The 21,979-nt window shown below is 68.5% G+C and carries 21 protein-coding genes and 3 pseudogenes; 16 read left to right on the top strand and 8 right to left on the bottom strand.

Going from position 1 to position 21,979, the window contains the following annotated elements; genetic code table 11:
* Positions 1–284: 284 nt before the first annotated feature.
* Positions 285–884, bottom strand: coding sequence for a TetR/AcrR family transcriptional regulator (locus OG241_RS02410; protein ID WP_405813340.1), 600 nt, complete (start codon positions 882–884; stop codon positions 285–287).
* Between the two features lie 419 nt (positions 885–1,303).
* On the opposite strand from OG241_RS02410, the gene OG241_RS02405 reads away from it, so the two are divergent.
* Positions 1,304–2,749: a pyridoxal phosphate-dependent decarboxylase family protein gene (locus OG241_RS02405; RefSeq protein ID WP_405813338.1), complete on the top strand. Its 1,446-nt coding sequence runs from the start codon at positions 1,304–1,306 to the stop codon at positions 2,747–2,749.
* 69 nt (positions 2,750–2,818) lie between these two features.
* On the opposite strand, the gene OG241_RS02400 is transcribed toward OG241_RS02405, so the two are convergent.
* Positions 2,819–2,992: a hypothetical protein gene (locus OG241_RS02400; protein WP_405813336.1), complete on the bottom strand. Its 174-nt coding sequence runs from the start codon at positions 2,990–2,992 to the stop codon at positions 2,819–2,821.
* A gap of 65 nt (positions 2,993–3,057) precedes the next feature.
* Positions 3,058–3,237: pseudogene (locus OG241_RS02395) on the bottom strand (oxidoreductase); the annotation flags it as partial.
* A gap of 455 nt (positions 3,238–3,692) precedes the next feature.
* On the opposite strand from OG241_RS02395, the gene OG241_RS02390 reads away from it, so the two are divergent.
* The 6 genes and pseudogenes from OG241_RS02390 (at position 3,693) to OG241_RS02365 (ending at position 9,590) form a co-directional block, all read left to right on the top strand.
* Positions 3,693–3,995: a hypothetical protein gene (locus OG241_RS02390; RefSeq protein WP_405813335.1), complete on the top strand. Its 303-nt coding sequence runs from the start codon at positions 3,693–3,695 to the stop codon at positions 3,993–3,995.
* Complete coding sequence (locus OG241_RS02385) at positions 3,992–5,137, top strand: ABC transporter substrate-binding protein (protein ID WP_405813333.1); 1,146 nt, start codon at positions 3,992–3,994, stop codon at positions 5,135–5,137. The genes OG241_RS02390 and OG241_RS02385 overlap by 4 nt, the downstream gene beginning before the upstream one ends.
* 189 nt (positions 5,138–5,326) lie before the next feature.
* Positions 5,327–5,523: pseudogene (locus tag OG241_RS02380) on the top strand (XRE family transcriptional regulator); the annotation flags it as partial.
* 107 nt (positions 5,524–5,630) lie between these two features.
* Positions 5,631–5,915 carry a hypothetical protein gene (locus OG241_RS02375; RefSeq protein ID WP_405826882.1) on the top strand — a complete coding sequence of 95 codons (285 nt, stop codon included), beginning with the start codon at positions 5,631–5,633 and terminating at the stop codon, positions 5,913–5,915.
* Complete coding sequence (locus OG241_RS02370) at positions 5,800–6,159, top strand: cytochrome P450 (RefSeq protein WP_405825999.1); 360 nt, start codon at positions 5,800–5,802, stop codon at positions 6,157–6,159. Before OG241_RS02375 ends, OG241_RS02370 begins: the two co-directional genes overlap by 116 nt.
* Positions 6,160–6,464: 305 nt before the next feature.
* Positions 6,465–9,590 carry a S8 family serine peptidase gene (locus OG241_RS02365; RefSeq protein ID WP_405813331.1) on the top strand — a complete coding sequence of 1,042 codons (3,126 nt, stop codon included), beginning with the start codon at positions 6,465–6,467 and terminating at the stop codon, positions 9,588–9,590.
* A gap of 369 nt (positions 9,591–9,959) precedes the next feature.
* Here the strand turns inward: OG241_RS02365 and OG241_RS02360 are convergent, their stop codons facing one another.
* The 3 genes from OG241_RS02360 to OG241_RS02350 form a co-directional block, all read right to left on the bottom strand.
* Complete coding sequence (locus tag OG241_RS02360; protein WP_405813330.1) at positions 9,960–10,238, bottom strand: group II intron maturase-specific domain-containing protein; 279 nt, start codon at positions 10,236–10,238, stop codon at positions 9,960–9,962.
* Between the two features lie 358 nt (positions 10,239–10,596).
* Entirely contained in the window at positions 10,597–11,190 is a 594-nt protein-coding gene (locus OG241_RS02355; RefSeq protein WP_405813328.1) for an SRPBCC family protein, read from the bottom strand.
* 112 nt (positions 11,191–11,302) lie between these two features.
* Positions 11,303–12,001, bottom strand: coding sequence for an SDR family NAD(P)-dependent oxidoreductase (locus OG241_RS02350; RefSeq protein WP_405813327.1), 699 nt, complete (start codon positions 11,999–12,001; stop codon positions 11,303–11,305).
* A 105-nt stretch (positions 12,002–12,106) separates the two neighbouring features.
* On the opposite strand from OG241_RS02350, the gene OG241_RS02345 reads away from it, so the two are divergent.
* Positions 12,107–12,985, top strand: coding sequence for a helix-turn-helix transcriptional regulator (locus OG241_RS02345; RefSeq protein WP_405813326.1), 879 nt, complete (start codon positions 12,107–12,109; stop codon positions 12,983–12,985).
* A gap of 363 nt (positions 12,986–13,348) precedes the next feature.
* Here the strand turns inward: OG241_RS02345 and OG241_RS02340 are convergent, their stop codons facing one another.
* Positions 13,349–13,528, bottom strand: coding sequence for an SDR family NAD(P)-dependent oxidoreductase (locus OG241_RS02340; RefSeq protein ID WP_405813324.1), 180 nt, complete (start codon positions 13,526–13,528; stop codon positions 13,349–13,351).
* A 107-nt stretch (positions 13,529–13,635) separates the two neighbouring features.
* Here OG241_RS02340 and OG241_RS02335 point away from each other — a divergent pair, with 107 nt between their 5' ends.
* The 4 genes from OG241_RS02335 to lpdA all read left to right on the top strand — a co-directional run bounded on the left by OG241_RS02335 (position 13,636) and on the right by lpdA (position 17,886).
* Entirely contained in the window at positions 13,636–14,133 is a 498-nt protein-coding gene (locus OG241_RS02335) for a winged helix-turn-helix transcriptional regulator (protein WP_405813323.1), read from the top strand.
* Positions 14,134–14,249: 116 nt separating this feature from the next.
* Positions 14,250–14,783 carry an SRPBCC family protein gene (locus OG241_RS02330; RefSeq protein ID WP_405813322.1) on the top strand — a complete coding sequence of 178 codons (534 nt, stop codon included), beginning with the start codon at positions 14,250–14,252 and terminating at the stop codon, positions 14,781–14,783.
* Positions 14,783–15,844 carry an LLM class flavin-dependent oxidoreductase gene (locus OG241_RS02325; protein WP_405813321.1) on the top strand — a complete coding sequence of 354 codons (1,062 nt, stop codon included), beginning with the start codon at positions 14,783–14,785 and terminating at the stop codon, positions 15,842–15,844. The genes OG241_RS02330 and OG241_RS02325 overlap by 1 nt, the downstream gene beginning before the upstream one ends.
* Before the next feature lie 629 nt (positions 15,845–16,473).
* On the top strand, positions 16,474–17,886 hold the full coding sequence (gene lpdA, locus OG241_RS02320; RefSeq protein ID WP_405813319.1) for a dihydrolipoyl dehydrogenase: 1,413 nt from the start codon (positions 16,474–16,476) through the stop codon (positions 17,884–17,886).
* Between the two features lie 248 nt (positions 17,887–18,134).
* Here the strand turns inward: lpdA and OG241_RS02315 are convergent, their stop codons facing one another.
* Positions 18,135–18,644, bottom strand: a complete 510-nt coding sequence (locus OG241_RS02315) for a winged helix-turn-helix transcriptional regulator (RefSeq protein ID WP_405813318.1) — start codon at positions 18,642–18,644, stop codon at positions 18,135–18,137.
* A 120-nt stretch (positions 18,645–18,764) separates the two neighbouring features.
* On the opposite strand from OG241_RS02315, the gene OG241_RS02310 reads away from it, so the two are divergent.
* The 4 genes and pseudogenes from OG241_RS02310 to OG241_RS02295 all read left to right on the top strand — a co-directional run bounded on the left by OG241_RS02310 (position 18,765) and on the right by OG241_RS02295 (position 21,939).
* A complete protein-coding gene (locus tag OG241_RS02310; protein ID WP_405813317.1) occupies positions 18,765–19,676 on the top strand; it encodes an alpha/beta hydrolase in 912 nt (303 codons plus the stop codon).
* A 144-nt stretch (positions 19,677–19,820) separates the two neighbouring features.
* A pseudogene (locus OG241_RS02305) lies at positions 19,821–20,111 on the top strand (zinc-binding dehydrogenase); the annotation flags it as partial.
* 183 nt (positions 20,112–20,294) lie between these two features.
* Positions 20,295–21,026 (top strand): spermidine synthase, encoded by a 732-nt coding sequence (locus tag OG241_RS02300; RefSeq protein ID WP_405813315.1) that lies wholly within the window; start codon positions 20,295–20,297, stop codon positions 21,024–21,026.
* A gap of 115 nt (positions 21,027–21,141) precedes the next feature.
* Positions 21,142–21,939 carry an oxygenase MpaB family protein gene (locus OG241_RS02295; RefSeq protein ID WP_405825997.1) on the top strand — a complete coding sequence of 266 codons (798 nt, stop codon included), beginning with the start codon at positions 21,142–21,144 and terminating at the stop codon, positions 21,937–21,939.
* The last annotated feature ends 40 nt before the right edge of the window (positions 21,940–21,979 follow it).

The following is a 21,979-nucleotide window of genomic DNA, read 5'->3' as shown; positions in this document are numbered from 1 at the left end:
CGACGTCTCTGCGACGCACTGGATCGACATTACCGTTCGGACCCAAATTGTACGAAGCTCGAGTGAGGGAGCGCTCGGCCATCGGCCGCCGATGTACACGGCACCTGCCTACGCCGCCGCTGCCGAGAAGCCCGGCGCGTCGATTCTCGCCCCTTCGTATGTCTGCAGGACGGAAGACGGCGCGAAGCCGGGCTGGCGGTGGTCCACGCCACCCGGACCACGGCACGAACGAGTTGCTGAGGCGCCCCGGCTGCACGGAGTACTTCTGCGCCTGCGTGCTCACATCATGAGGTGCCGGTCTGCAACCCCGCGACGAGTCCGTCGAGTATCCGCAACTGGCGGGAGGGTGTGGTCAGGCGAGCCGCGAAGATCGCGTTGATCTGGAGTCCCATCAGCGTGGCCATCGCAAGGTCCAAGAACGCATCGAGATCGCAGGACGGGTTGATCTCTCCCGCTTCAGCCGCAGTGTGCAGATACGAGAGCATCTGATCGCGCCAGCGCGATATCGCCTGCTCGTAGACGCCGATCAGTTCCTGATCGGCTACCGCGTAATTCCAGAAGCCGATGACCACGCGGGCCTCATTGAGACGCTCGTCGTCCAGGGGCATGATCTCGACGCAGAACTTGCGGAACGCGTTCAGGCCGTTGGCGCCGGCGATGGTGCGGGCGGCCCGCTGCTCGGTGGCCGCATTGGCGCGCTCCAGCGCGGCCCGCAGAATCGCTGCTTTGGTGGGAAAGTATCGTGCGAGCGCACCGTTGGTGAATCCAGCTTCGGCGGCGAGATCCCGCATGTTCAGCGCCGCGAATCCTCGCCGCGCGGCAAGGCGCCATACGGCTTCGATGATCTCTTCACGCCGCGCGTCGTGGTCCACGATCTTGGGCATGGTGACACCTTACCAACGGGTAGACGCCTGAATGCTGAGGACTGTGGTCGCACTCGCGGGCCTCACGGCGGATGAGTCCGAGGGGTCGTGTGACCCGCAGACCCAACGTGTGACCTGGTGAACCTGTTACGCCACGTCGCGGCAGGGGCGCACGGAGCGAGGGCGAAGAGCTGCCATTCCCGGTGGCCGTGAGAGGGGTCCCCCTGACGCCCCCTTCCCAGCGACCCCATAAGGGATTACATTGGAGCTATTAATCTACAACTGTAGACGACAGGCTCTGGTGCGGCACCAGTCGGTACGCGGCATCGAGGCCCTCTGAATCCGGTAGCGGCCGGATCGCCCCGGGCACCTGATCATCCCCAGTGCTCAGGTAGGCGCTCAGCCCTCGTCATGACCAACACCACCTCTTAGGACAGAGCATGCCTGATCTTGAGCCAGATGAATTCCGCCGCCAGGGCCACCAGTTGGTCGACTGGGTCGCCCAATACCGCACCTCGCTCCCTTCCCTGCACGTGCGGCCGAAGGTCTCACCGGGCTCCGTGAAGGCGCAGCTTCCTCGTGAACTGCCTGAGCAGCCGTCCCAGGCGCTGGGCGATGATCTCATCGCCTTGCTCAACGACGTGGTCGTCCCCTCGTCGCTCCACTGGCAGCACCCGGGCTTCTTCGGCTACTTCCCAGCGAACGCGTCCCTGCTGTCGCTCCTCGGTGACATCGCATCGGGCGGGATCGGAGCGCAGGGAATGCTCTGGTCGACATCGCCGGCCGGGACGGAGATCGAGCAGGTCCTGCTCGACGGCCTGGCGGATGCCCTGGGCCTCGGTCGCGAGTTCACTTTCGCCGGAGGCGGAGGCGGTTCGCTCCAGGATTCGGCTTCGTCGGCATCGTTGGCTGCCCTGCTGGCTGCGCTGCAGCGCAGCAACCCGGACTGGCGCGAACACGGCGTGGACGGCACCGAGACGGTGTACGTCACTGCCGAGACCCACTCGTCACTGGCCAAGGCCGTGCGTGTGGCCGGGCTCGGCGCGCGAGCATTGCGGATCGTCCCCTTCACCCAGGGCACGCTGTCCATGTCGGCGGAAGCCCTGGCAGACATGCTGGCCAAGGACACAGCCGCCGGAAAGAGGCCGGTCATGGTCTGTCCGACCGTGGGAACAACCGGCACGGGTGCCATCGACCCCGTGAGAGACGTCGCCCTGGCAGCGCGTGAGTACGAGGCGTGGGTGCACGTCGACGCCGCGTGGGCAGGAGTCGCGGCGTTGTGTCCCGAGTTCCGCTGGCTCCTGGACGGCGTGGACCTTGTCGACTCGTTCTGCACCGACGCACACAAGTGGTTCTACACCGCTTTCGACGCCTCGTTCATGTGGGTGAGGGATGCCCGAGCGCTGCCCACAGCGCTTTCCATCACGCCGGAGTACCTGCGTAACGCTGCGACCGAATCGGGCGAAGTCATCGATTACCGCGACTGGCAGGTCCCGTTGGGCCGTCGTATGCGTGCGTTGAAGATCTGGTCGGTGGTGCACGGCGCCGGACTGGAAGGCCTGCGCGAAAGCATCCGCGGCCACGTCGCTATGGCCAACTCCTTGGCCGACCGGATCGAGAGCGAGCCGGGCTTCGCCCTGGCCACCCCGCCATCACTGGCACTCGTATGTCTGTACCTCGTCGACCGGGAAGGGAGCCCCGACGACGCCGCTACCAAGGCAGCAATGGAGGCGGTCAACGCCGAAGGGCATTCCTTCCTCACGCACACATCGGTCAACGGTCACTTCGCGATTCGCGTCGCCATCGGCGCGACGACGACGCTGCCCGACCACATCGACACCCTGTGGGACTCGCTTCGCAAAGCCGCTCGCCAGAGCGGTGGGTAACGTAACGCATCGGCATCGTGGAGTTGACCGGCAGCAAGTGGCAGCAAGTGGCAGCAAGTGGCAGCTGAGTCAGCTGTTTCGGGACGCCGACGAAGTCGCCGCCGCAGCCCCACCCCAGCAGACGCCGAAGGCGCGCATGAGGTGGACCGGGCCGGTGGCCTCCCGGGCCGTCGACGAGGTGGCCTGACGGTGTTCGTCCTTGGTGAACAGCACTGCATCGGTGCCCGCGCCTGTTGCGGGCACCAACTCATCCCTGGGCGTCCGTCGCGTGCAGCCGCTCGGGGAAGGTAACCCCGGCCATTCCTCGGAGACGGTCCACAGGCGGTGAACGGGTCGTACTCGCCAGTCAGGTTCAGGTTCTCGAAGTGGATGTGCGTGCTGGCGGGCATCTTGTGCGCGATGGATGACACGGTCGCCAAGCGGTCGGTGATGTGTGGCAGCAGCAGGTTGGTCAGCGCGAAGTGGCAGAGGTGGTTGGTCCCGAACTCAGCGAGCGATCAGCAACGGGTCGAGTCGGAGCGGCGGGCTCGGTGCAAGGCCGAGCCCGCCCGTGCACGTGTAGAACCCGGATGCTGGCGGCCTCGTTCTGGTCGACGACGAGACGCCGAACGTGCCAAGCCTGGTGAGTCGGTCGGTTTCAGGCTTCGTCGAGTGAGCCGGAGTCGTCGGCGTCCGAGGTGATCACTGGATTGCGTGGTCGCCCGGCTGGTTGATCCACACGTTGGTGAGGACGATCGGCGAGGTGGGGGGCCTGTGATGAACCGTTCAGGGGTGCGCTGGTAGACCCACCCGGCCAACGGTGGCTGCAACAGCAGACCCAGTGCGACTTGGATCACACCGGGTGCCCCCATGGGAACAATATCTGATGCGTCAGATACCGTCTTGTCAGATGAATGGCTCGCGTCAGCGGGCCCCATCCTCGACCGAACAGCGAAGAGTCCTGATGAGCACATTCGAATTCACCGGCCTCGATCTGGACTTTCCGGTCGGCAGCAAGAACAGGACCGCCGTCCTCGTCAACAGCGAGCAGGAGGCGCTGCCGACCGACGCCGGCCTCACCCCCGCCGACGGCCACCGGCTCGCCTCCGACATCCTCGACTCCGGCAAGCTCGCCGCCGGGCTGAGGCGCAGACCGTACGAGACCACCGGCTTCGCTGCTTCCGCTCCCACCCTCCCGGCCGAGGCGGTCCGCCGCCCGTACACCGGGAACATCCCTGCCCCCACGCAGAAAGGGTTACCCCTGTGACCAGCCTCCCCAGCCGACGGCGCCTCCTCGCCACCGGAGCCGGCGCCGCGCTCGGCCTCGGCACACGCGCCGCCACCGCGTCCCCCGCCGCGGCCGCCCCCGCCCCGGCCGCATCCGCGCACGGCGCCGGCTCCGAGGAGACCAGGACCCTCGACGAGCTGTACCAGGCTGCCGTCGCCGAAGGCGGCAAGCTCGTGATCTACGCGGGCGGCGACCTCGCCAACTCGGGCAGCGGCGCGGGCGCCCGGACCGCCTTCCGCCAGCGGTTCCCGCTGATCGACCTCAACCTCATCGTGGACTACAGCAAGTACCACGACGTCCGCGTGGACAACCAGTTCGCGACCGACACCCTGGTCCCCGACGTGGTGCAGTTGCAGACGCTGCACGACTTCACCCGCTGGAAGCGCCAGGGGCGGCTGCTGCAGTACAAGCCCGCCGGCTTCAGCAAGCTCCACAAGAAGTTCAGGGACCCGGACGGCGCCTGGGTGGCCGGCATGGTCATCGCCTTCAGCTACCTGTACGACGTGGCCGCGGCCGGCGCCGACGCGCCCCAGACGCCGCTGGACCTGGTCGACCCGCGCTGGAAGGGCGCCATCGCCTCCTCCTACCCGCACGACGACGACGCGGTGCTCTACCTCTACGCCCTCTACGCCGAGACCTACGGCTGGGACTGGATAGCCGGCCTCGCCGCCCAGCAGCCGCAGTTCGCCCGCGGCTCCTTTTCCCCCGGCGCCGCCGTCGCCAACAAGGAGAAGATCATCGGCGTCGGCGCGGGCGGCAACCCGCTCGCCACCACCCCGACCCGCTGGATGATGACCGACGGGCACCCGTTCATGGCGTGGGGACAGCGGATCGCGGTCCTGAAACAGGCCGCCAACCCCACGGCGGCCAAGCTCTACCTCAACTGGCAGCTGTCCACCGAGCGGCAGAACTCCAACAGCTGGTCGGTGCGCACGGACATCGCACCGCCCGCCGGCCTGAAGCCGATCTGGGAGTATCCGAACGCCAACCTGGACGGGTTCCCCCGCTTCATGGAGGACCGGGCCCAGGTCGAGCGGCTGAAGCAGACCTTCGCCCTGTACTTCGGCGAGGTCAAGGGCGACCCGACACCCGGCTGGCCCGGTCTGCACCCGGGCGCCTGACCCTCCATCAGGCCCCGTACGTGGCGGGTTCGACGGCCTCGGATCGTCACACGGCCTGGTCGGATCACAGCCGGCAGCGACGCGGGCGCGCCGTACGCCGGCCATAGCTCGCGCTCACCACGTGCGGGGTCCTGGTTCCAGCGACCCCCGCCGGCCATCGACGAGTTAATCGCCGACGCCCCGCTCAGCTCAAGGGCACCAGGGCAGATGCTACGGATCTCTCAGCGCACTGTGGAGCGGTACGTCAAAGAGGAGATCAGAAAGCCGAGTCCGGACCTCGCCGCGTGCCTGGAGTGCGAGGTCAAGAAGCGGTGTCAGCCGCAGGTCCGCGCCAGGCGCGGCAGAAGGCGGCTACCGCGGGCGGCATCGTCAAGGACGCAACCGCCGCCACGGTCACCATGCCTCCCAGCAGCTGCACAGGTCGCTGACCTGGGAATCGCCCCATCCCACGGACGGCATACTCAGCGAACTCGCCCAGGACGAGGAGCTCTCCTTGGAGGAGGCGACCGTCCTCGGCGTGGGCCTGCTCGTGGCCGGTCACGAGACCACCGCCAACATGATCGCCCTGTCCACCTTCGCCCTGCTCCAGCACCCCGACCAACTGGCCCTGCTGCGCGAAGACCCGGCCGGCCGGATCGACAACGCGGTCGAGGAACTGCTACCTGACCATCCCGCAGCACGGCCTGGAGCGCGCCGCTCCGGAGGACGTCGAGGTCCGCGGCCGGCAGATCAAGAAGGGCGATGTGGTGGTCCCCGCCCTGTTCGCGGCCAACCGTGACCCGGAGCGCTTCGAGAACCCCGACACCTTCGACATCGGCCGCTCCGCCACCGCTCACCTGGCCTTCGGCTTCGGCGTCCATCAGTGTGTCGGCCGGCAACTGGCCCGCGTCGAGATGCGCATCGCGATTCCCGCGCTCCTCGAACGGTTCCCGACGCTGCGCCTGGGCGCTCCCGCAGAGGACATCGAGATGCGGACGAACAGCTTGGCGTACCGCACCGGTGCTCTTCCGGTGGCCTGGTGACCGAATCCGATCACAGGCGACAGCAGGTGCCACATGCTGCTGACGAGAGCCGCGCCTCTCGTCAGCAGCCCTTCCCTTGACCGGACTTGAGGAGTTCGGAAGGTGGGCGGCGAGTATCTCCGGACCGCTTGGACGGCTGGTTGTGAAACGGCTGTGGAGACCCACCAGTATGTGACAGTTCAAGATTCATTACTGGTGAGTTCCCTGTGACACTGAGGGCCGTGGGGGATCAAGGTCTCATCCAATTCGATTGACATGGACCATAGTTGACACACCATCACATACGCCCGAGAGCTGCCGTCACCTTGCTGGCGCCGCTCCTCGCCGGAGCCCTGACGCTGATCATCGTCACCGCTCCCGCCGTCTACGCCGCCGACACCGACGCCGCCCCGGCCTTGGCGGAGAGCGACGGGAGTTTCGGCCCCGGAATGTACGTCGTGACGCTCACCGACCCACCCGTCGCCGCCTACGAGGGCGGACTGCCCCGCCTGAAGCGGACGGCACCGAAGCCGGGCAACCGGCTCGCCCCCGACTCCGACGCGATCGACGCCTATCGGCACCACCTGGACGACCGCCGCGACGAGGTCCTCGACGCCGTACCCGGCGTCAAGGCGCTCTTCGACTACGACTTCACGCTCAGCGGCTTCGCCGCGAAACTGACTGGCCGGCAGGCGTCGAAGCTGGCGGCGACGCCGGGGGTCGCCACGGTGACCCGCGACACGGCAAGCCGCCCGACGGCGGATTCCCCGGGCTCCGCCGGCTCTCCGACGCCGGACCACGGCCCCGCGGCGGAGGCTGCGGGTCGAGCCGGAACCACCACGGACCGGGCCCCGGAAGCACCCGCGTCCGTCGCATCCGGCACACGGAAAACCACCCCTTCCAGCTCGCTCCCCGACCTCCCCGCCATGCTGGGTCTCTCGGGCGGCAAAGGGCTCTGGTCGAAGTTCGGCGGGCCCGAGCACGCCGGTGAGGGAATGATCGTCGGCATCGTGGACACCGGCTTCGACCCGTCGAACCCGATGCTCGCCCCACTTCCGGAGCCGCGCCCCGACGCCGAGGTCATCGCCAAGAAGTGGCACGGCACGTGCGACGAGGGCACCGATCCCGACCCCGCCAACCGCGTCACCTGCAACAACAAGGTGATCGGCGCCCAGTGGTTCCGCAAGGGCGTGGCCGCGCCCACCCCCGACGACGTGGCCTCGCCACTGGACCGGGACAGTCACGGCACACACACCGGTACGACGGCCGCCGGGAACTACGGCGTCGAGGCGTCGATCCCGGGCACCGGCACCAGCGGAAAGCTCAGCGGCATCGCGCCGGCCGCGCGGCTGGCGTACTACAAGGCCTGCTGGAGCACTGACTGCTCGGGCGTGGACACCGTGGCCGCGATCGACCGAGCCGTCGCGGACGGCGTGGACGTCATCAACTACTCCATAGCCGGGGAGATCACCCAGCCGACCGTCAAGGAGGCCATGTTCAACGCCGCCAAGGCGGGCGTTTTCGTCGCCGTCTCGGCCGGCAACAGTGGCCCGGACACCGTGCAGATCACCGCCCCCTGGGTGACGACGGTCGCCGCGTCGACGGACGACACCGAGTACACCGCCTCACTCATCCTGGGTAACGGCCGCCGCATCACCAACCGCAGCCTGAACGCGGGCGTCCCCTCGACCCCACTGGTCAACGCCGCCGACGTGCGCAAGTCGGACGCCGACGCCGAGCAGGCCGCGCTGTGCGCGCCGGGCACGCTCGACCCGGCGCGGACCAAGGACAAGATCGTGGTCTGCGACCGGGGCGGCAACCTCTTCGTGGGGGCGAAGGCCACCGAGGTCAAGTCGGCGGGCGGCAGAGCGATCGTCCTCACCCACACGCCGACCAGCGGTATGGACTTCTTCGCCAACACCTTCGCCATCCCCCTGTTCCAGGTGAGCAGGCAGGACTCACCGACGGTGAAGGAGTACGCGGCCACCGAGGGCGCGACCGCCGGATTCCTCCCCAGCCAAGGCCACAAGACCACCGCCCTCGACGTCACCTCCTTCTCCTCCGGCGGCCCCGACCCTCACAGCCACGGCGACCTGCTCAAGCCGGACATCACCGCCCCCGGCGAAGCCGTCCCGGCGGGCACGGTGCCGGGAGGCCTGAGCGGTTACGCGGGCTCGTTCGGTTTCATGTCCGGTACGTCGATGGCCTCGCCGCACATCGCGGGCCTCGCGACCCTGCTGAGGCAACTCCACCCCGGCTGGTCGCCGATGGAGGTCAAGTCGGCACTGATGACCACGGCGACGACGAAGGACGAGAAGGGCGGCCCCGTCGGCCGTCAGTCCGCCGACTCCGCCACGCCGCTCGACTACGGCTCCGGCATACCCCGCGTCACCCGAGCCGCCGACCCCGGTCTGGTCTACGACTCCACGTCCGCCGACTGGACCGCGTACCTCTGCGCCATCGGCATCCCCCCGGCGGCGGAGAACGGCGAGGACCCCTGTGCGACGGCCACGCCGCTCGACCCCAGTGACCTCAACTACCCGTCGATCGCGGTGGGCGACCTCTACGGCCACCAGACGGTAACCCGCAAGGTCACCAACGTGTCCTCCAAGACGGCCACGTACAAGGCAGAGCTCCGGACCCCGCCCGGCTTCCGCGCCAGGGTCACCCCGGAGCGGCTGACCCTGGCGCCGGGCGAGTCGGCCTCGTACACAGTCGAGTTCGAACGTATGGACGCCGCTTACGACACCTGGTCCTACGGCTCCCTCACCCTGAGCGACCCCCACGCCCGCCACCGCGTCACCAGCCCGATCGCCCTGCGCCCCACGCGGTTCGCGGCGCCGGACGAGGTCACGGCCACCGGGCAGGACTCGGTGAAGCTGACCGTCGGAGTCGGCTGGACCGGCGAACTGACGGCGAAAGCGGCCCTGTACACCGCCAGGAAGACGACAGGCACCCTGACCGGCACGGACACGTCCGACTTCTCGGAGAGCCCGCACACCAACGACGCGGTCGTGAAGCAGCGCGTCCACGTCCCCGAAGGCGCCGACTTCACCCGCGTGGCCGTCACCGCCGCCGACCACCTTCCCGGCAGCGACATCGACCTCTACGTCTTCGACACCGCCGGCAACCAGATCGGTCGCCCCGACTCCGGCTCCGACGAACACGCCGACCTGCCGCCCGGCGACTACGACGTCTACGTCCTCCAGTACAAACTCCCGGCCGGCGCGACCAGCCAGCAGTACACCCTGTGGAGCTCGGATGTGGGCCAGGGCGCCCCGGTGGTACGCCCCTCGGTCACCCCGTCCACCCAGCAGGTCACCGCGGGCGACCGCCCCGAACTGACGGTGACCTGGCCGGACGCCGTACGTGGCGAACGGTACGTCGGCGTCGTGGAGTTCGGCGACGGCTCGACGACGGTGGGCCGCACAACGCTGACCGTGACGCCGTAACTCCACAGGTCCACAGCTCCGTAGCTCCAAATGATCCGGACAGACCGCCCACGAACTCCCTTGAGGTCGTGGGCGGTTCACATGCTCCTGAAGTGTCCGTGAGCGGTTTTTGTGATCAATGGCTGTTGGGCCGGCCTGGGCTGATCAGTTTCGTGTGTTGGCGTGGTCAAGTGCGGCCTTTGGGCGGCCTCAGGCCCTGGCCGGCTTCGTCGCTGAGTAGGCCCGGGGCGCGGTGCCGGGATTGCTCCCGGTCCGTTTCCCCGGACCTCTCGCCGAACCCGCCGTGCCTATTACTAGGCAACGGGCTCTCCACGGTCTGTGCCGTCAGGTGGTTGCAGGGGCCCAGGGAGTGGGGATCTTGTTGCCGCGCTAGCGATATCGGGTGACCGAGATCGCGCTGATCGGCAGCCACCGCTCGGTGGGGGGGAGCCGTCTGCGGACGTCCCTCCAGCTCCAGTGATGCCGTGTCCTCAGCAGGCGGATGACCCGCCACCAGACGAGGTCGTCCAGCCTGCTGAAGATGGGCTTGGCGACGGCATGCCTGAAGTAGTTGGCCCAGCCGTAGGTGAGCTGGTTGAGATTGATCAGCACCACGGCGAGGTCCTGCTGCGACGTCCTGTGGGTGAGGTGACGGATCTTCGCCTTCACCGACCGAAGAAGCCGGTCGGCGACGAAGGTGTAGACGTACCACGCGGGTCTTGGCTGGTGACAGCCGCAACCCCATCGGCGCGAGCACCTGGGCGATCTCCTCACGCAGCGCCTCGGTGTCGTGCCTGGTCCCTACGGCGCATCGGTACGCGCCCACTGGAACGCGCCAGCCGAACCGCCCGCCCGGCACCAGCGGGCGGACAGACGCGTTTCATGCGTGACTGCATTCCTGGGGACGTCGAAGGGGCCAGCAAGGCCCTTTCGCGTGGCAATTCCGAGTAGTGGTCGAGGCGGGCAGGTGCGCAGGGCTTCCATGGCGCGGCTCCTTTCCTGGCTGAGCTGGTGGGCGACCGGTTGGTCAGCAGCTGCTCTCGCTCTTGTTCTTGAGGTTGTTCACCCAGTTCTGCAGCGAGGCGTCGAGGGCTGTCTGCAGGAAGGCCGTATCGGCCTCCACCGGGGCGCCGGTCCAGGACTCCTCGGTGCGCACGAGTACGCCGCCCTTGACGGGGGTGAAGGTCCAGACGTGGATGGCGTTGATGCCCTGGGCGGGACCGCCCCAGGCCAGGCACTTGCCGTGCTCGACCTTCTCGACGGTGGAGGTGATGTCCAGGCCCTCGGTGGCCCAGCGGAACACCGAGCCGGACCGAAGCGCGCCGGGGGTGTCCTTGACCACGGAGGTGACGTTGGGCTGCCAGGTGGGCCAGTTCTCGACGTCCGTCTGCACCTTCCAGACGGTGCTCAGCGGCGCGTGGACGACGATGCTCTTGCGGGTGATCACCGGTGCGGTCTCGTCGGGGTGGACGCCGCCGCAGGTCAGCGACTGGCTGGACGAGACGCGCTCCTGGTGGCGGTCGTGCGACTGCTCGTTCGAGTGGGCGAAGGCCACACTGGGGGCGGCGGCGACCAGAACCGCGGAAAGGGCGGCAAGCGGGAGGGCGGTGATTGCGCGCATGACGTGTTCCTTCGATCGGAGAGTCGAGGTGGGTACCGGGAAGACCGGGTGGAAGCAAGTGGCCGTTACGACCACTCGCTTGTGGACCAGGCGCCGCTGTGCACAACCGGTGTCAGGACCAGGCGATCTCGCCATGGCGGTCGATGAATCGTCCGGTGCCGGTGCCGGGCTCCTCGGTGGCGAGGGCGACGATCGCGTCCGTCCCCTCGGTGAGTGTCTGGGGGCCGCTGTGACCATTGAGGTCGGTCGCGGTGTAGCCGGGGTCGGCGGCGTTGACGCGAATGCCCTTGAGCCCCTTGGCGTATTGCGTGGTCAACATCGTCAGCGCCGCCTTCGAGGAGGCGTACAGCGGCACGACGACGAGCGACTCGGACCGGCCGGGGTCGTGGGTGAAGGCGAGGGAGCCCATGCCGCTGGTGACGTTGATGATCACGGGGTCGTCCGAGCGGCGCAGCAGCGGCAGGAACGCGGTGATGGTGCGGACGACGCCGATGACGTTGACGTCGAGGACGGCCCGGGCGTCCGCGGCGGTGAGGTCGCCGGGATCACCGAAGGGTCCCTGTACCCCCGCGTTGTTGATCAGGACGTCGATCCTGCCCTCGTGCTCGGCGACGTCCGCAGCGGCGGCGGCCACGGACGCGTCGTCGGTCACGTCGATAAGGACGAAGCGTGCGCCCAGCGCGGCGGCTGCCTCCTCACCCCGTTCACGGTCGCGGGCTCCCAAGAGAACGGTGTGACCGCACGCGATGAGGCGGCGGGCGGTCTCGCGGCCGATGCCCTTGTTGGCTCCGGTGATGAAGGTGGTCGTCATGCCTTCGATGGTTGCCTGGACGAGGGAGCTGAACCAGGGACGCTTCGACGGTGGGAAGACCAGTACCACCCTTGCGCCTCCGCATGTGATCGGGGATGCAGGAGGATGAAGAGCATGACGACGACACCCCCCGGGGCCGGACTGGGCGCGGCGATCCGCACGTGGCGGCACCGGCTTCCCCCGTCGGCCGCCGGGCTGCCGGTCGTCCGCATACGCCGGGCTGTCGGGCTGCGGCGCGAGGAACTGGCTGACCTGGCCGGAGTGTCGGTCGACTACGTCGTGCGTCTGGAGCAGGGGCGGGCCACGACACCCTCGGCGTCCGTGGTGGCGTCCCTGGCGCGCGCCCTTCAGCTGTCCACCGCCGAGCGGGATCACCTCTACCGCCTGGCCCAGATCGTGCCGCCGGCGGACGGCACGATCTGCGACCATCTCCCGGCCGGTATGCAACGAGTGCTCGGCCGCCTCGGAGACGTACCGGTTGCCGTTTTCGCGGCGGACTGGCAACTGGTGTGGTGGAACCACGGGTGGGCCGCCCTGCTGGGCGACCCCTTGGCCGCGCCGCCGCGGATGCGCAACTTCACCCGCGACAGGTTCCCGGTGGGCGCCGATCACACCCCCCTCGCGCTGTGGCCGGTCACCGATACGGACCCCGACACCACCGACGCCGCCCTCGTCTCCGACCTGCGCCGCGCCACCGGCCGCTTCCCCCGGGACACTCGCCTGGCCGCGCTGGTCCACGACCTGAACACAGGCAACGAGATGTTCGCCGAGTTGTGGGCGAAGGGAGAGGTGACCGCGAACCGCGAGGTTCGCAAGACGGTCGGCCACCCGTCGGTGGGCCCGGTCACGGTGGACTGCGATGTCCTGACCGACGGCGACACCGAGCTCAAGATCGTCATCATGACCGCCGCGCCGGGCAGCGAGGACGAGACCAAACTCCACCTCACCACCGTCGTCGGCCCACCGGCCGGCACGCGCAACTGATCCGCCCCGCGCGTCGACCGACCGGCGGCTCACGGTCCCCTGTCCATCGCTTCGCGTCGTGGGGAACCCTTCAAGCGGCTCACTCCACGGAGGGGGGCGGCTGCCGGAGCCCCTCCCTACCCCAGCTGCATCCCCTCGCGCCCGGCGGATCGGATCTCCGTGGCCGTTGGCCTCGATCTTTCGCGACCAGGCAAGGTGCCACGGGCGTACCGTGTCCGGCTCAGCGTGGCGTTGCCGACCGGACGGTGACAGCGCTCGACAGATGATGACCCCGGGAAGCACACATTCTCGGGGTCATCTCCTTTTTCACGAGCGGCGATTGCTCGAACAGCGTTTGTCGGCGGCGGCTGAATCCTGGCTCAGTCAAGATTTCCGTGAAACGGCGGGGCCCAGGTCCTCGGCGAGATCGCGCAACCGATCGGGCTCCAGCCCGATCACGGTCACCTGAGCCCCTCGAGCGGCGGCCAGTCGGGCCACCTTCTCGCCGATGCCGCGTGCCGCCCCGGTGACGACCAGCCTTCTGCCCACCAAGTCACGTTTCATGGCGGCAACATAACTTCGTTATAGGTGAAACAAAAGGTTCCGCGCACCGGCCAATGCTCCGATTCACCTGCTGGGTCTCATCACCGGACGAACGTATGCTGGCCGTCATGAGGCGGACATCCTTTGCACAGTGGCCCTGCTCGATCGCGCGGACCATGGACTTGCTCGGGGACTGGTGGACGCCACTGGTGCTGCGTGAGGCGTTCTACGGAATCCGGCGCTTCGACGCGTTCCAGCAGTCACTCGGGATCGCCCGAAACACCCTCACGGACCGGTTGCGGCGGCTGGTGGACGAGGGGCTGCTGGAGAAGCGGCCCTACCAGACGGAGCCGGTTCGCCACGACTATGTGCTCACCGAGAAGGGTCTCGACTTCTACGGCGTACTGCTGGTGATGAACCGGTGGGGGGACCGCTGGCTGGCCGGTGAGGCGGGACCGCCGGTGGTCGTGCACCACGACGTGTGCGGGCAGGAGAGTCATGCCGAGGTGGTGTGCGCGGCCTGCGGAGAGTCGATGACCGCGGACAACACCAGTTCCCGGATGGGCCCCGGCTATCCCCCGCATCTGGCCGAACGACCTGACGTACGAGAACGGTTCGCGGGCTGACCCAGTGGTGCGGGGCGGTCCCGCCTCTCCTTGACAAGTGAGTCTATCTACGCAACTTTACTGGTCAGGTCCCTGCTGCTGGAGGGATCTCGGTACGGGCAGGGAGGCGTCAGGGTATGGAGTGGACGGGTGCGCGCTATGCGGACAAGCCGACGGCCGAGGTCAGCACCTGGATCGCGGCCCCGCCGGCCCGGGTGTGGACGCTGGTGGCCGACATCGAGCTGATGCCACGGCTGAGCGCCGAGCTGCAGTCGGTGGAATGGCTGGACGGCGGCAGCGGCCCCGCTCTTGGCGCCCGGTTCGTCGGCCGCAGCAAACACGACGCGCTGGGGGAGTGGGCCACCACCTCCCACATCGTCGAGTACGACCCGCCGACGGTGCTGGCCTGGGCGGTCGAGGATCCTCAACACCCCACGGCCATCTGGCGGTTCACCCTGGAGCCGAAGGACGGCGGCACATTGCTGGGCGAGTGGATGCAGATGGGGCCGGCCCGCTCGGGCCTCTCCTTCGCCATTGATCGCATGCCGGAGAAGGAACAGAAGATCGTCTTCGTACGGATGCGGGAGTTCGAGACCGGCATGGCCGCCACCCTCGAAGCGATCAAGAAACTGGCCGAGAGTACCCAGACGTCGGGAAAGGCGAGTCTCTGATGCGTACGTCCACCACGATCGAAGCTTCCGGGGGCGACTGGCGGGAGATCGTCGACTACGTCACGGAGGCGGAGAGACTCGGCCTGGACATCTGCTGGGTCGCGGAGGCCTGGGGCTCCGAGGCACCGTCACCGCTGGGCTACCTCGCCGCGAAGACCGAGCGCATGCTGCTCGGCTCGGGAATCATCCAGCTGGGCACCCGCACGCCGATGGCCATCGCCCGCGCGGCGATCACGCTGTCGCAGATCTCCCAGGGGCGTTTCCTCCTCGGGCTCGGCCCCTCCGGGCCGCAGGTGATCGAAGGACTGCACGGCGTGCCGTTCGCCCGGCCGCTGTCCCGGATGCGCGAGACCGTCGAGATCGTGCGACAGGCCGCCTCGTGGGAGAAGGTCTCCCACCTGGGCCGGGAGTTCCAGATCCCGCTGCCCGGCGAGGCGAAGCCGATGCGGCTGTCGATGCGTGCCGAGCACGACATCCCCGTCTATCTGGCGACCCTCTCGCCCAAGATGCTCGAGTTGACCGGGGAGATCGCCGACGGCTGGCTGGGCACCAGTTTCGTGCCCGAGGGCGCCAAGGAGGCGTACTTCGATCACCTGGACGCGGGGCTTGCCGCGGCCGGTCGTAAGCGGGCGGACCTCGACATCTGCCAGGGCGCCGAGGTCGCCTTCGCCGACGACGAGGACGAGCTGCGCACGATGGTGGCCGGACGCAAGAAGGAGCTGGCCTTCAGTCTGGGCGGCATGGGCTCCGCGACCACGAACTACTACAACAACGCCTACAGCCGCCAGGGTTGGGCCGAGGTGGCGGCCGAGGTCCGGGCGTGCTGGCAGGCCGGGGACCGGGACGGCGCAGTCGACCTGGTCACCGACGAGATGGTGCTGGCGACCACACTGATCGGAACCGAGGACATGGTGCGCGAGCGGTTGCGTGTGTGGCGCGATGCCGGAGTCGACACCGTTCGTTTCTATCCGGCCGGAGACACCCTCGACGCCCGAGTCGCCACGCTGGGCCGGGCCATCCAACTGGTCCGCGACATCGAGGGCGAGACGGCGGCGCGTTAGCGGCTCGGCCGTCCCGCCGAGGCGGGCCGTGACGCGGGCGGAGCCGCCCACGAACGCGGCCCCGGTCCAGGTCGGCCGGGGGCCGCGGAGGCCGCCGGTCGCAAGGCCCGACACCGGATCGCATCGCGCGCCGGAAACGACGACGGCCGATCCCTGGCGATCGCAGTCGCCCGCGACGCCTCCGGCCGACCGCCGGCCACGACAGCTCATACGGAGCCCGATCCGTACGGGATGACAGGAGCCCTCCCGGCATGGGGCGCGGTCCACGTGGCGGCACCGGATGCCGAACCCCTGCCCGGCGCACACGGCCCGGTCGCGGCCTTCGGACTCGGCACCCTCATACTCGGTGCGGCCGGGGCCGGAGTACACGAAGTCGCCGAGGCGCCGACCCGCCCTCGATGATGGTCACCCGGGCATAGATCACGGCATCGGAACGCTGAAGCGGACGTCCAGGTGACTGCTCCCGAGGCGGTCGACCAAGTGGTCGCCCTCCTCGTCCCGCAGCGGTGTACTGAGGCGGGCGGCGGCGGAAGCCGCCGCTGTTGAATTGATGAACAGAACAGCTTGTTCGATCGGGAGTCGTCGGCCCCTCACCGGAGGCCAGGCCGCCCCGCAGAGAGGAACAGTCCATGGACGAGCAGGATGAGCGCTTCGACGTCGTCGTACTCGGCGCCGGTCCCGGCGGATACGTGGCCGCGATCCGGGCCGCCCAGCTGGGCAAGCGTGTCGCGGTCGTCGAGGAGAAGTACTGGGGCGGCGTCTGTCTGAACGTGGGCTGCATCCCCACCAAGGCCCTGCTGCGCAACGCCGAACTCGCCCACGTCTTCACGCGCGAGGCGAAGACCTTCGGCATCAAGGTCGACGGGGAGGTCTCCTTCGACTACGGGGAGGCCTACCGCCGCAGCCGCAAGGTCGCGGACGGCCGGGTCAAGGGCGTCCACTACCTCATGAAGAAGAACAAGATCACTGAGATCAGCGGCCGAGGTAGGTTCCTCGACGCCCACACCCTCGAGGTGGCCGACTACGACGGCAACACCCGCACCATCGGCTTCGAGAACTGCGTCATCGCCGCCGGGGCGACCCCCAAGCTGCTGCCCGGCACCAAGCGCAGCGCGCGCGTGGTGACGTACGAGGAGCAGATCCTGGCCGAGGACCTTCCGCAGTCGATCGTGATCGCGGGTGCCGGGGCGATCGGTGTCGAGTTCGCGTACATCCTGAACAACTACGGTGTGAAGGTCACGATCGTCGAGTTCCTGGACCGGGTCGCGCCCTTGGAGGACGTCGAGGTGTCCACCGAACTCGCCAAGCAGTACCGCAAGTTGGGCATCGACGTCCTCACCTCGACCCGCGTCGAGTCGATCGACGAGTCGGGCCCGCAGGTGCGGGTCACGGTCACCGGCAAGGACGGCACCCAGCAGGTGCTGGAGGCCGACAAGGTTCTGCAGGCGATCGGCTTCGCCCCCAACGTCACCGGCTACGGCCTGGAGAACACCGGCGTCACCGTCACCGAGCGCGGCGCGATCGACGTCGACGGCCGCTGCCGTACCTCCGTCCCGCACATCTACGCCATCGGGGACGTCACCGCGAAGCTGATGCTGGCCCACGCGGCCGAGGCGATGGGTGTGATCGCCGCGGAGACACTCGCGGGCGCGGAGACCATGGAGCTGGACTACGTGATGATCCCGCGCTCCACGTTCTGCCAGCCGCAGATCGCCAGCTTCGGTTACACCGAGGCGCAGGCGAGGGAGAAGGGCTTCGACGTCCAGGTCGCCAAGTTCCCGTTCACCGCGAACGCCAAGGCCCACGGGCTGGGCGATGCGACCGGCTTCGTGAAGCTGATCAGCGACGCCAAGTACGGCGAGCTCCTCGGCGGTCACCTCATCGGCCCCGACGTCACCGAGCTGCTCCCCGAACTGACCCTGGCCCAGCAGTGGGACCTCACGGTCCACGAGGTCGCGCGCAACGTCCATGCCCACCCCACCCTGGGCGAGGCAGTCAAGGAAGCGGTGCACGGCCTCGCCGGCCACATGATCAATATGTGACCTGAACGACGCGCACCCGGGCCGCAGCATGTCTGCGGCCCGGGTGCTGCCTATTTCCCCCAACACTTTGCGCGAGGCGGCGGAGTTGGGGGGTGCCATCCCTTCCCATCCCTGCGTCGGAGGGCGGGATTGTCACCCTGCGCGGGGGCAAGGGGCGGGCTTGGTGGTGGCGCCGTCCACCGGGGACTTCGCCGTGCACAGCCCTCGGGACGCGGTCCTGCCCGCACCGTCGGCGCAGGGGACAGATCTCACTGGGCCTGCTTCATGCGGAACCCGGGGCCGGGGATGCTTTCGACGTCATCGGCCTGGACGGGGTGGCCTTCTGTGCAGTGGATCTGGGCGTGGACCTGGGCGCCGCATCCGCGGTGTCGGGTCAGCATGGCCGGTCCTTCCGGGTCCGCGCGATAGCGGTCGCCCCACTGCAGGAGCCCCAGCACGGCGGGTACCAGGTCCGTGCCCTTGGGTGTGATCACGTATTTGGGCCGGCTGCGGGCGCCGGGTTCCTTGTAGGTCTCGGTGGCCAGGATCCCCTCCTCCACGAGCATGCGAAGCCGCGTGGCGAGGAGGTTGCGAGGACAGCCCAGGACGCGTTCGAAGTCGCTGAAGCGGGACGAGCCGTACCAGACCTCGCGCAGGATCAGGATCGTCCACTTCTCGCCCACGATCTCCAGGGTCCGGGCGATCGAGCAGTTCGACGTGTCCCGGTCGAGTCGGAGATTCAGGCCGGTGTCTGCCAGTGCTTCGCTCAATGCGTCCATGCGGTGATACTAACCGCACCTGAGTTTATTTTTCTATACTCAGCGCGTAGCGTCATCACCAGCACACCAACCCCGCCGCGCACCGAACACGGGCGCGACTCCCTCGCAAGGAGCGCCACCATGGCAGTCAGTCGGCAAGCACACGAGTTCGCGGAGTTCCTCGCCGGTGTGAGCGCGAAGTCGTCCACGCCGGGGCTCGACCTGGCCGTCATCCGCGACATCGTCGACTCCAACCACAAGGCCTCCACGGAGCCGGAAGGCGTCACGTACGCCGAAGTCGACGCGAACGGCGTCCCCGCCCTGTGGGCCATCCCGGAAGGCGCCGACCCCGACAAGGCCCTGCTCCACTTCCACTTCGGCGGCTCGGTCACCGCCTCCATACACTCCGACCGCAAGGCCGCCGGCCACATCGCCAAGGCTGCCGGGGTCCGCTCCGTCGTGGTCGACTTCCGCCTGGCACCCGAGCACCCGTACCCGGCGCAGCTCGACGACGCCGAGGCCGCCTACCGCTGGCTGCTCTCCCAGGGGTACGAGCCCCGCAACATCGGCAGCACCGGCCACTCCATCGGCGGAACCCTCGCCGTCATGCTGCCGCTCCGTCTCCTCGCCAAGGGTGAGGCCACCTCCGGCGCGATCGTCAGCGTCTCGCCCTGGACCGACCTCACCCTCCAGAACCCCTCGGTCGACGAGAACGAGGACAACGACAGGATGCTCAGCAGGGCCACGCTCGAACTCTTCCGAGCCGCCTGGCTGCAGGAACCGGGCGTCGACTTCGCCGACCCCCGCACCAGCATCGCCAACGCCGACCTCACCGGTCTGCCGCCCACCGCCGTCCACTACGGCGAGTACGAAACCCTCGCCGACGACGGCGCCGACCTCGGCCGCCGACTCGCGGACTTCAAGGTCACCTCCGAAGTCCACGCCATGCCTGAAGGGCAGCACTCCTTCATCCTGGGCGCGGGACGCGTGCCCGAGGTGGACCAGGCGGTCCAGCAGATGGGTCAGTGGCTCCGTCGGCACCTCGGCAACTGAACGCAACAGCTGCCCGAACAAACGCACCCGCCGTGAAGAAGTCCCCGAAGAAGATCACACAGAAGGCTGACTGACATGAAGGCATTCGTCGTCGAGAAGTACGGCAAGGACGGCGCACGCGCGGCAGAGGTACCCGAGCCCACCGTCGGGGACCGTGACGTGCTGGTCAGGGTGAGCGCCGCCAGTATCAACCCGCTGGACAAGATGGTCCGCAAGCAGGCCAGGTCGCTGGGTGTCCGCTACGAGTTCTTCTTCATGTGGGCCAACGGCTCACAGCTGCGCGAGCTCGCCGCTCTCTACGACAGCGGGAAGCTCCGCCCTGTCATCGACCGGACCTTCCCGTTCGACCAGACACTTGAGGCGATGGCGTACGTCGAGCAGGGCCGCACCAAGGCAGGCAAGGTCGTGGTGTCGATGGTGCCCGACAACGACTGACAGTGCCGGGTCAGCCGCTACCCGGACGGCGACCGACCGCCGCCCGTACGGCAGGAGTCGGCTGCTCACCCGGCGGCGTAAGCTACGGCGGGCCTCGTTCGCCGAGGCGATGAGGATCGTCACCGCGAGCCGGGATGCCCGGCCGTGCAATTCACCGGCACCGGTGACCAGAAAGGTGAACGGATGAGCCTGCGTTTCGAGGAGATCGACTGGCGTCCGACACCGATGGGTGACATCAGCCTGCGGCGTCGGCGGGACCCGGTGTCGGGTGACGACGTGTACGAGGTGAAGCTCGGCGACGAGTTCCTGATGTCCAGCCTCTTCACGGCCGGCGAGATCGCGCTCACGGAGCTGGGCCTGGCCAAGCTGGAGGGTGCCGAACTGGACGTCGCCGTGGGCGGTCTCGGACTCGGCTACACCGCTCGGGCGGCGCTGGACGACCCACGGGTGCGGTCGCTGATCGTGGTCGACGCACTGGCCGAGGTGATCGGGTGGCATGAGCGCGGACTGGTGCCGCTGGGCGCCTCGCTGGCGTCGGACGCCCGCTGCCGGCTGGTCCACGGCGACTTCTTCGCGATGGCCCTCGACCCGCAGGGCCTGGATCCCCGAACGCCGGGCCGTCGCTTCCACGCCGTCCTCCTGGACGTCGACCACTCACCCCGTCACGTGCTGCACCCCCGCCACGCGGTGCTGTACCAGCCCGCGGGACTGCGCACGCTCGCCGAACGCCTCCACCCCGACGGCGTGTTCGCCCTGTGGTCGAACGACGCACCGGACGAAGAGTTCAACTCGGTGCTCGCGCAGGTCTTCGAGGAATCAGAGGCCCACGTCGTCGAGTTCGACAACCCACTGCAGGGACAGACGGCGACCAACACCGTCTACGTGGCGAGGAAGCCACTGAACCTGAACACGTGAGGCCTGGCCCACCCGAAGTCGACCCGGCGCGGGCCTTTGACCAGGGAGGCGTCAAGTGGAAGTCGCATACGCGGGTGACCCAGGACTCTTCGGCCCCCGGTCCGTGACCTGGCAGATGCACAGCGACCCCATGATGTGGGTCGCCGGAGTCCGCGCGCTCTACCTCCAGGCACTGCACCCGCGCGCGGTGCGCGGGGTCATCCAGAACTCGGACTTCCGGGCGGAAGCCTGGGGCCGGCTGATGCGCACCGCGAGCTTCGTCAGCACGACGACCTACGGAACCAGGGACGCGGCCGAGAAGGCGGGCGCCCGGGTCCGGAAGATCCACAGCATGCTGTCGGCCGTCGACGCGGAGACGGGGGAGCGGTACGGCGTCGACGAACCCGGACTGCTGCTGTGGGTGCACTGCGCCGAGATCGACTCCTATCTGCATGTCCTGCGCCGCTCCGGCTGCCCGATCACCGACGCCCACGCCGACCGGTACATCAGCGAACACCTGGTCAGCGCCCGGCTGGTGGGCCTCGACCCCGACGCCGTACCGGCGAACCAGGCCCAGCTGCGTGCGTACTTCGAGAAGGTTCGGTCCGAACTGGCCGTCGGAGCCGAGGCGCGGGAGGTGGACGACTTTCTGCTCCGTCCACCGACGCATCCGCTGCTCGTCCCGGCGCGTGCGGTGGTGTGGCGGCGCGTGGCGCAGCTGGCGTACGCCTCTCTGCCGCCGTACGCCCACGAGCTGTACGGCCGCGCCGCAGCCGAACCGGCCACCGTCACCCGGCAGTTGCGTGCCACCGGCACCCTCTTGCGCCGCGTTCCCGCACGTCTTCGCTGGCAGCTCCCGGCCAAGGACATTCCGCGGGCCATGTCCCGGCTCGGCCCCGGCTCGCGACCCGCGCCGTACAAACTCGGACGATAGCTCGCCATACTGGACGGGCCAGGGGAGGGCGAACGGAACC

Source organism: Streptomyces sp. NBC_01390 (assembly GCF_045040105.1).
In the GTDB taxonomy this organism is placed as follows: domain Bacteria; phylum Actinomycetota; class Actinomycetes; order Streptomycetales; family Streptomycetaceae; genus Streptomyces.
This window is presented reverse-complemented; position numbering and strand designations above follow the sequence as displayed.

Coding starts and splice junctions, on each gene's coding strand:
- OG241_RS02410 (WP_405813340.1), bottom strand. CDS start 884: ATGCCCAAGATCGTGGACCACGACGCGCGGCGTGAAGAGATCATCGAA.
- OG241_RS02405 (WP_405813338.1), top strand. CDS start 1,304: ATGCCTGATCTTGAGCCAGATGAATTCCGCCGCCAGGGCCACCAGTTG.
- OG241_RS02390 (WP_405813335.1), top strand. CDS start 3,693: ATGAGCACATTCGAATTCACCGGCCTCGATCTGGACTTTCCGGTCGGC.
- OG241_RS02355 (WP_405813328.1), bottom strand. CDS start 11,190: ATGCGCGCAATCACCGCCCTCCCGCTTGCCGCCCTTTCCGCGGTTCTG.
- OG241_RS02350 (WP_405813327.1), bottom strand. CDS start 12,001: ATGACGACCACCTTCATCACCGGAGCCAACAAGGGCATCGGCCGCGAG.
- OG241_RS02345 (WP_405813326.1), top strand. CDS start 12,107: ATGAAGAGCATGACGACGACACCCCCCGGGGCCGGACTGGGCGCGGCG.
- OG241_RS02340 (WP_405813324.1), bottom strand. CDS start 13,528: ATGAAACGTGACTTGGTGGGCAGAAGGCTGGTCGTCACCGGGGCGGCA.
- OG241_RS02335 (WP_405813323.1), top strand. CDS start 13,636: ATGAGGCGGACATCCTTTGCACAGTGGCCCTGCTCGATCGCGCGGACC.
- OG241_RS02330 (WP_405813322.1), top strand. CDS start 14,250: ATGGAGTGGACGGGTGCGCGCTATGCGGACAAGCCGACGGCCGAGGTC.
- OG241_RS02325 (WP_405813321.1), top strand. CDS start 14,783: ATGCGTACGTCCACCACGATCGAAGCTTCCGGGGGCGACTGGCGGGAG.
- lpdA (WP_405813319.1), top strand. CDS start 16,474: ATGGACGAGCAGGATGAGCGCTTCGACGTCGTCGTACTCGGCGCCGGT.
- OG241_RS02315 (WP_405813318.1), bottom strand. CDS start 18,644: ATGGACGCATTGAGCGAAGCACTGGCAGACACCGGCCTGAATCTCCGA.
- OG241_RS02310 (WP_405813317.1), top strand. CDS start 18,765: ATGGCAGTCAGTCGGCAAGCACACGAGTTCGCGGAGTTCCTCGCCGGT.
- OG241_RS02300 (WP_405813315.1), top strand. CDS start 20,295: ATGAGCCTGCGTTTCGAGGAGATCGACTGGCGTCCGACACCGATGGGT.
- OG241_RS02295 (WP_405825997.1), top strand. CDS start 21,142: ATGCACAGCGACCCCATGATGTGGGTCGCCGGAGTCCGCGCGCTCTAC.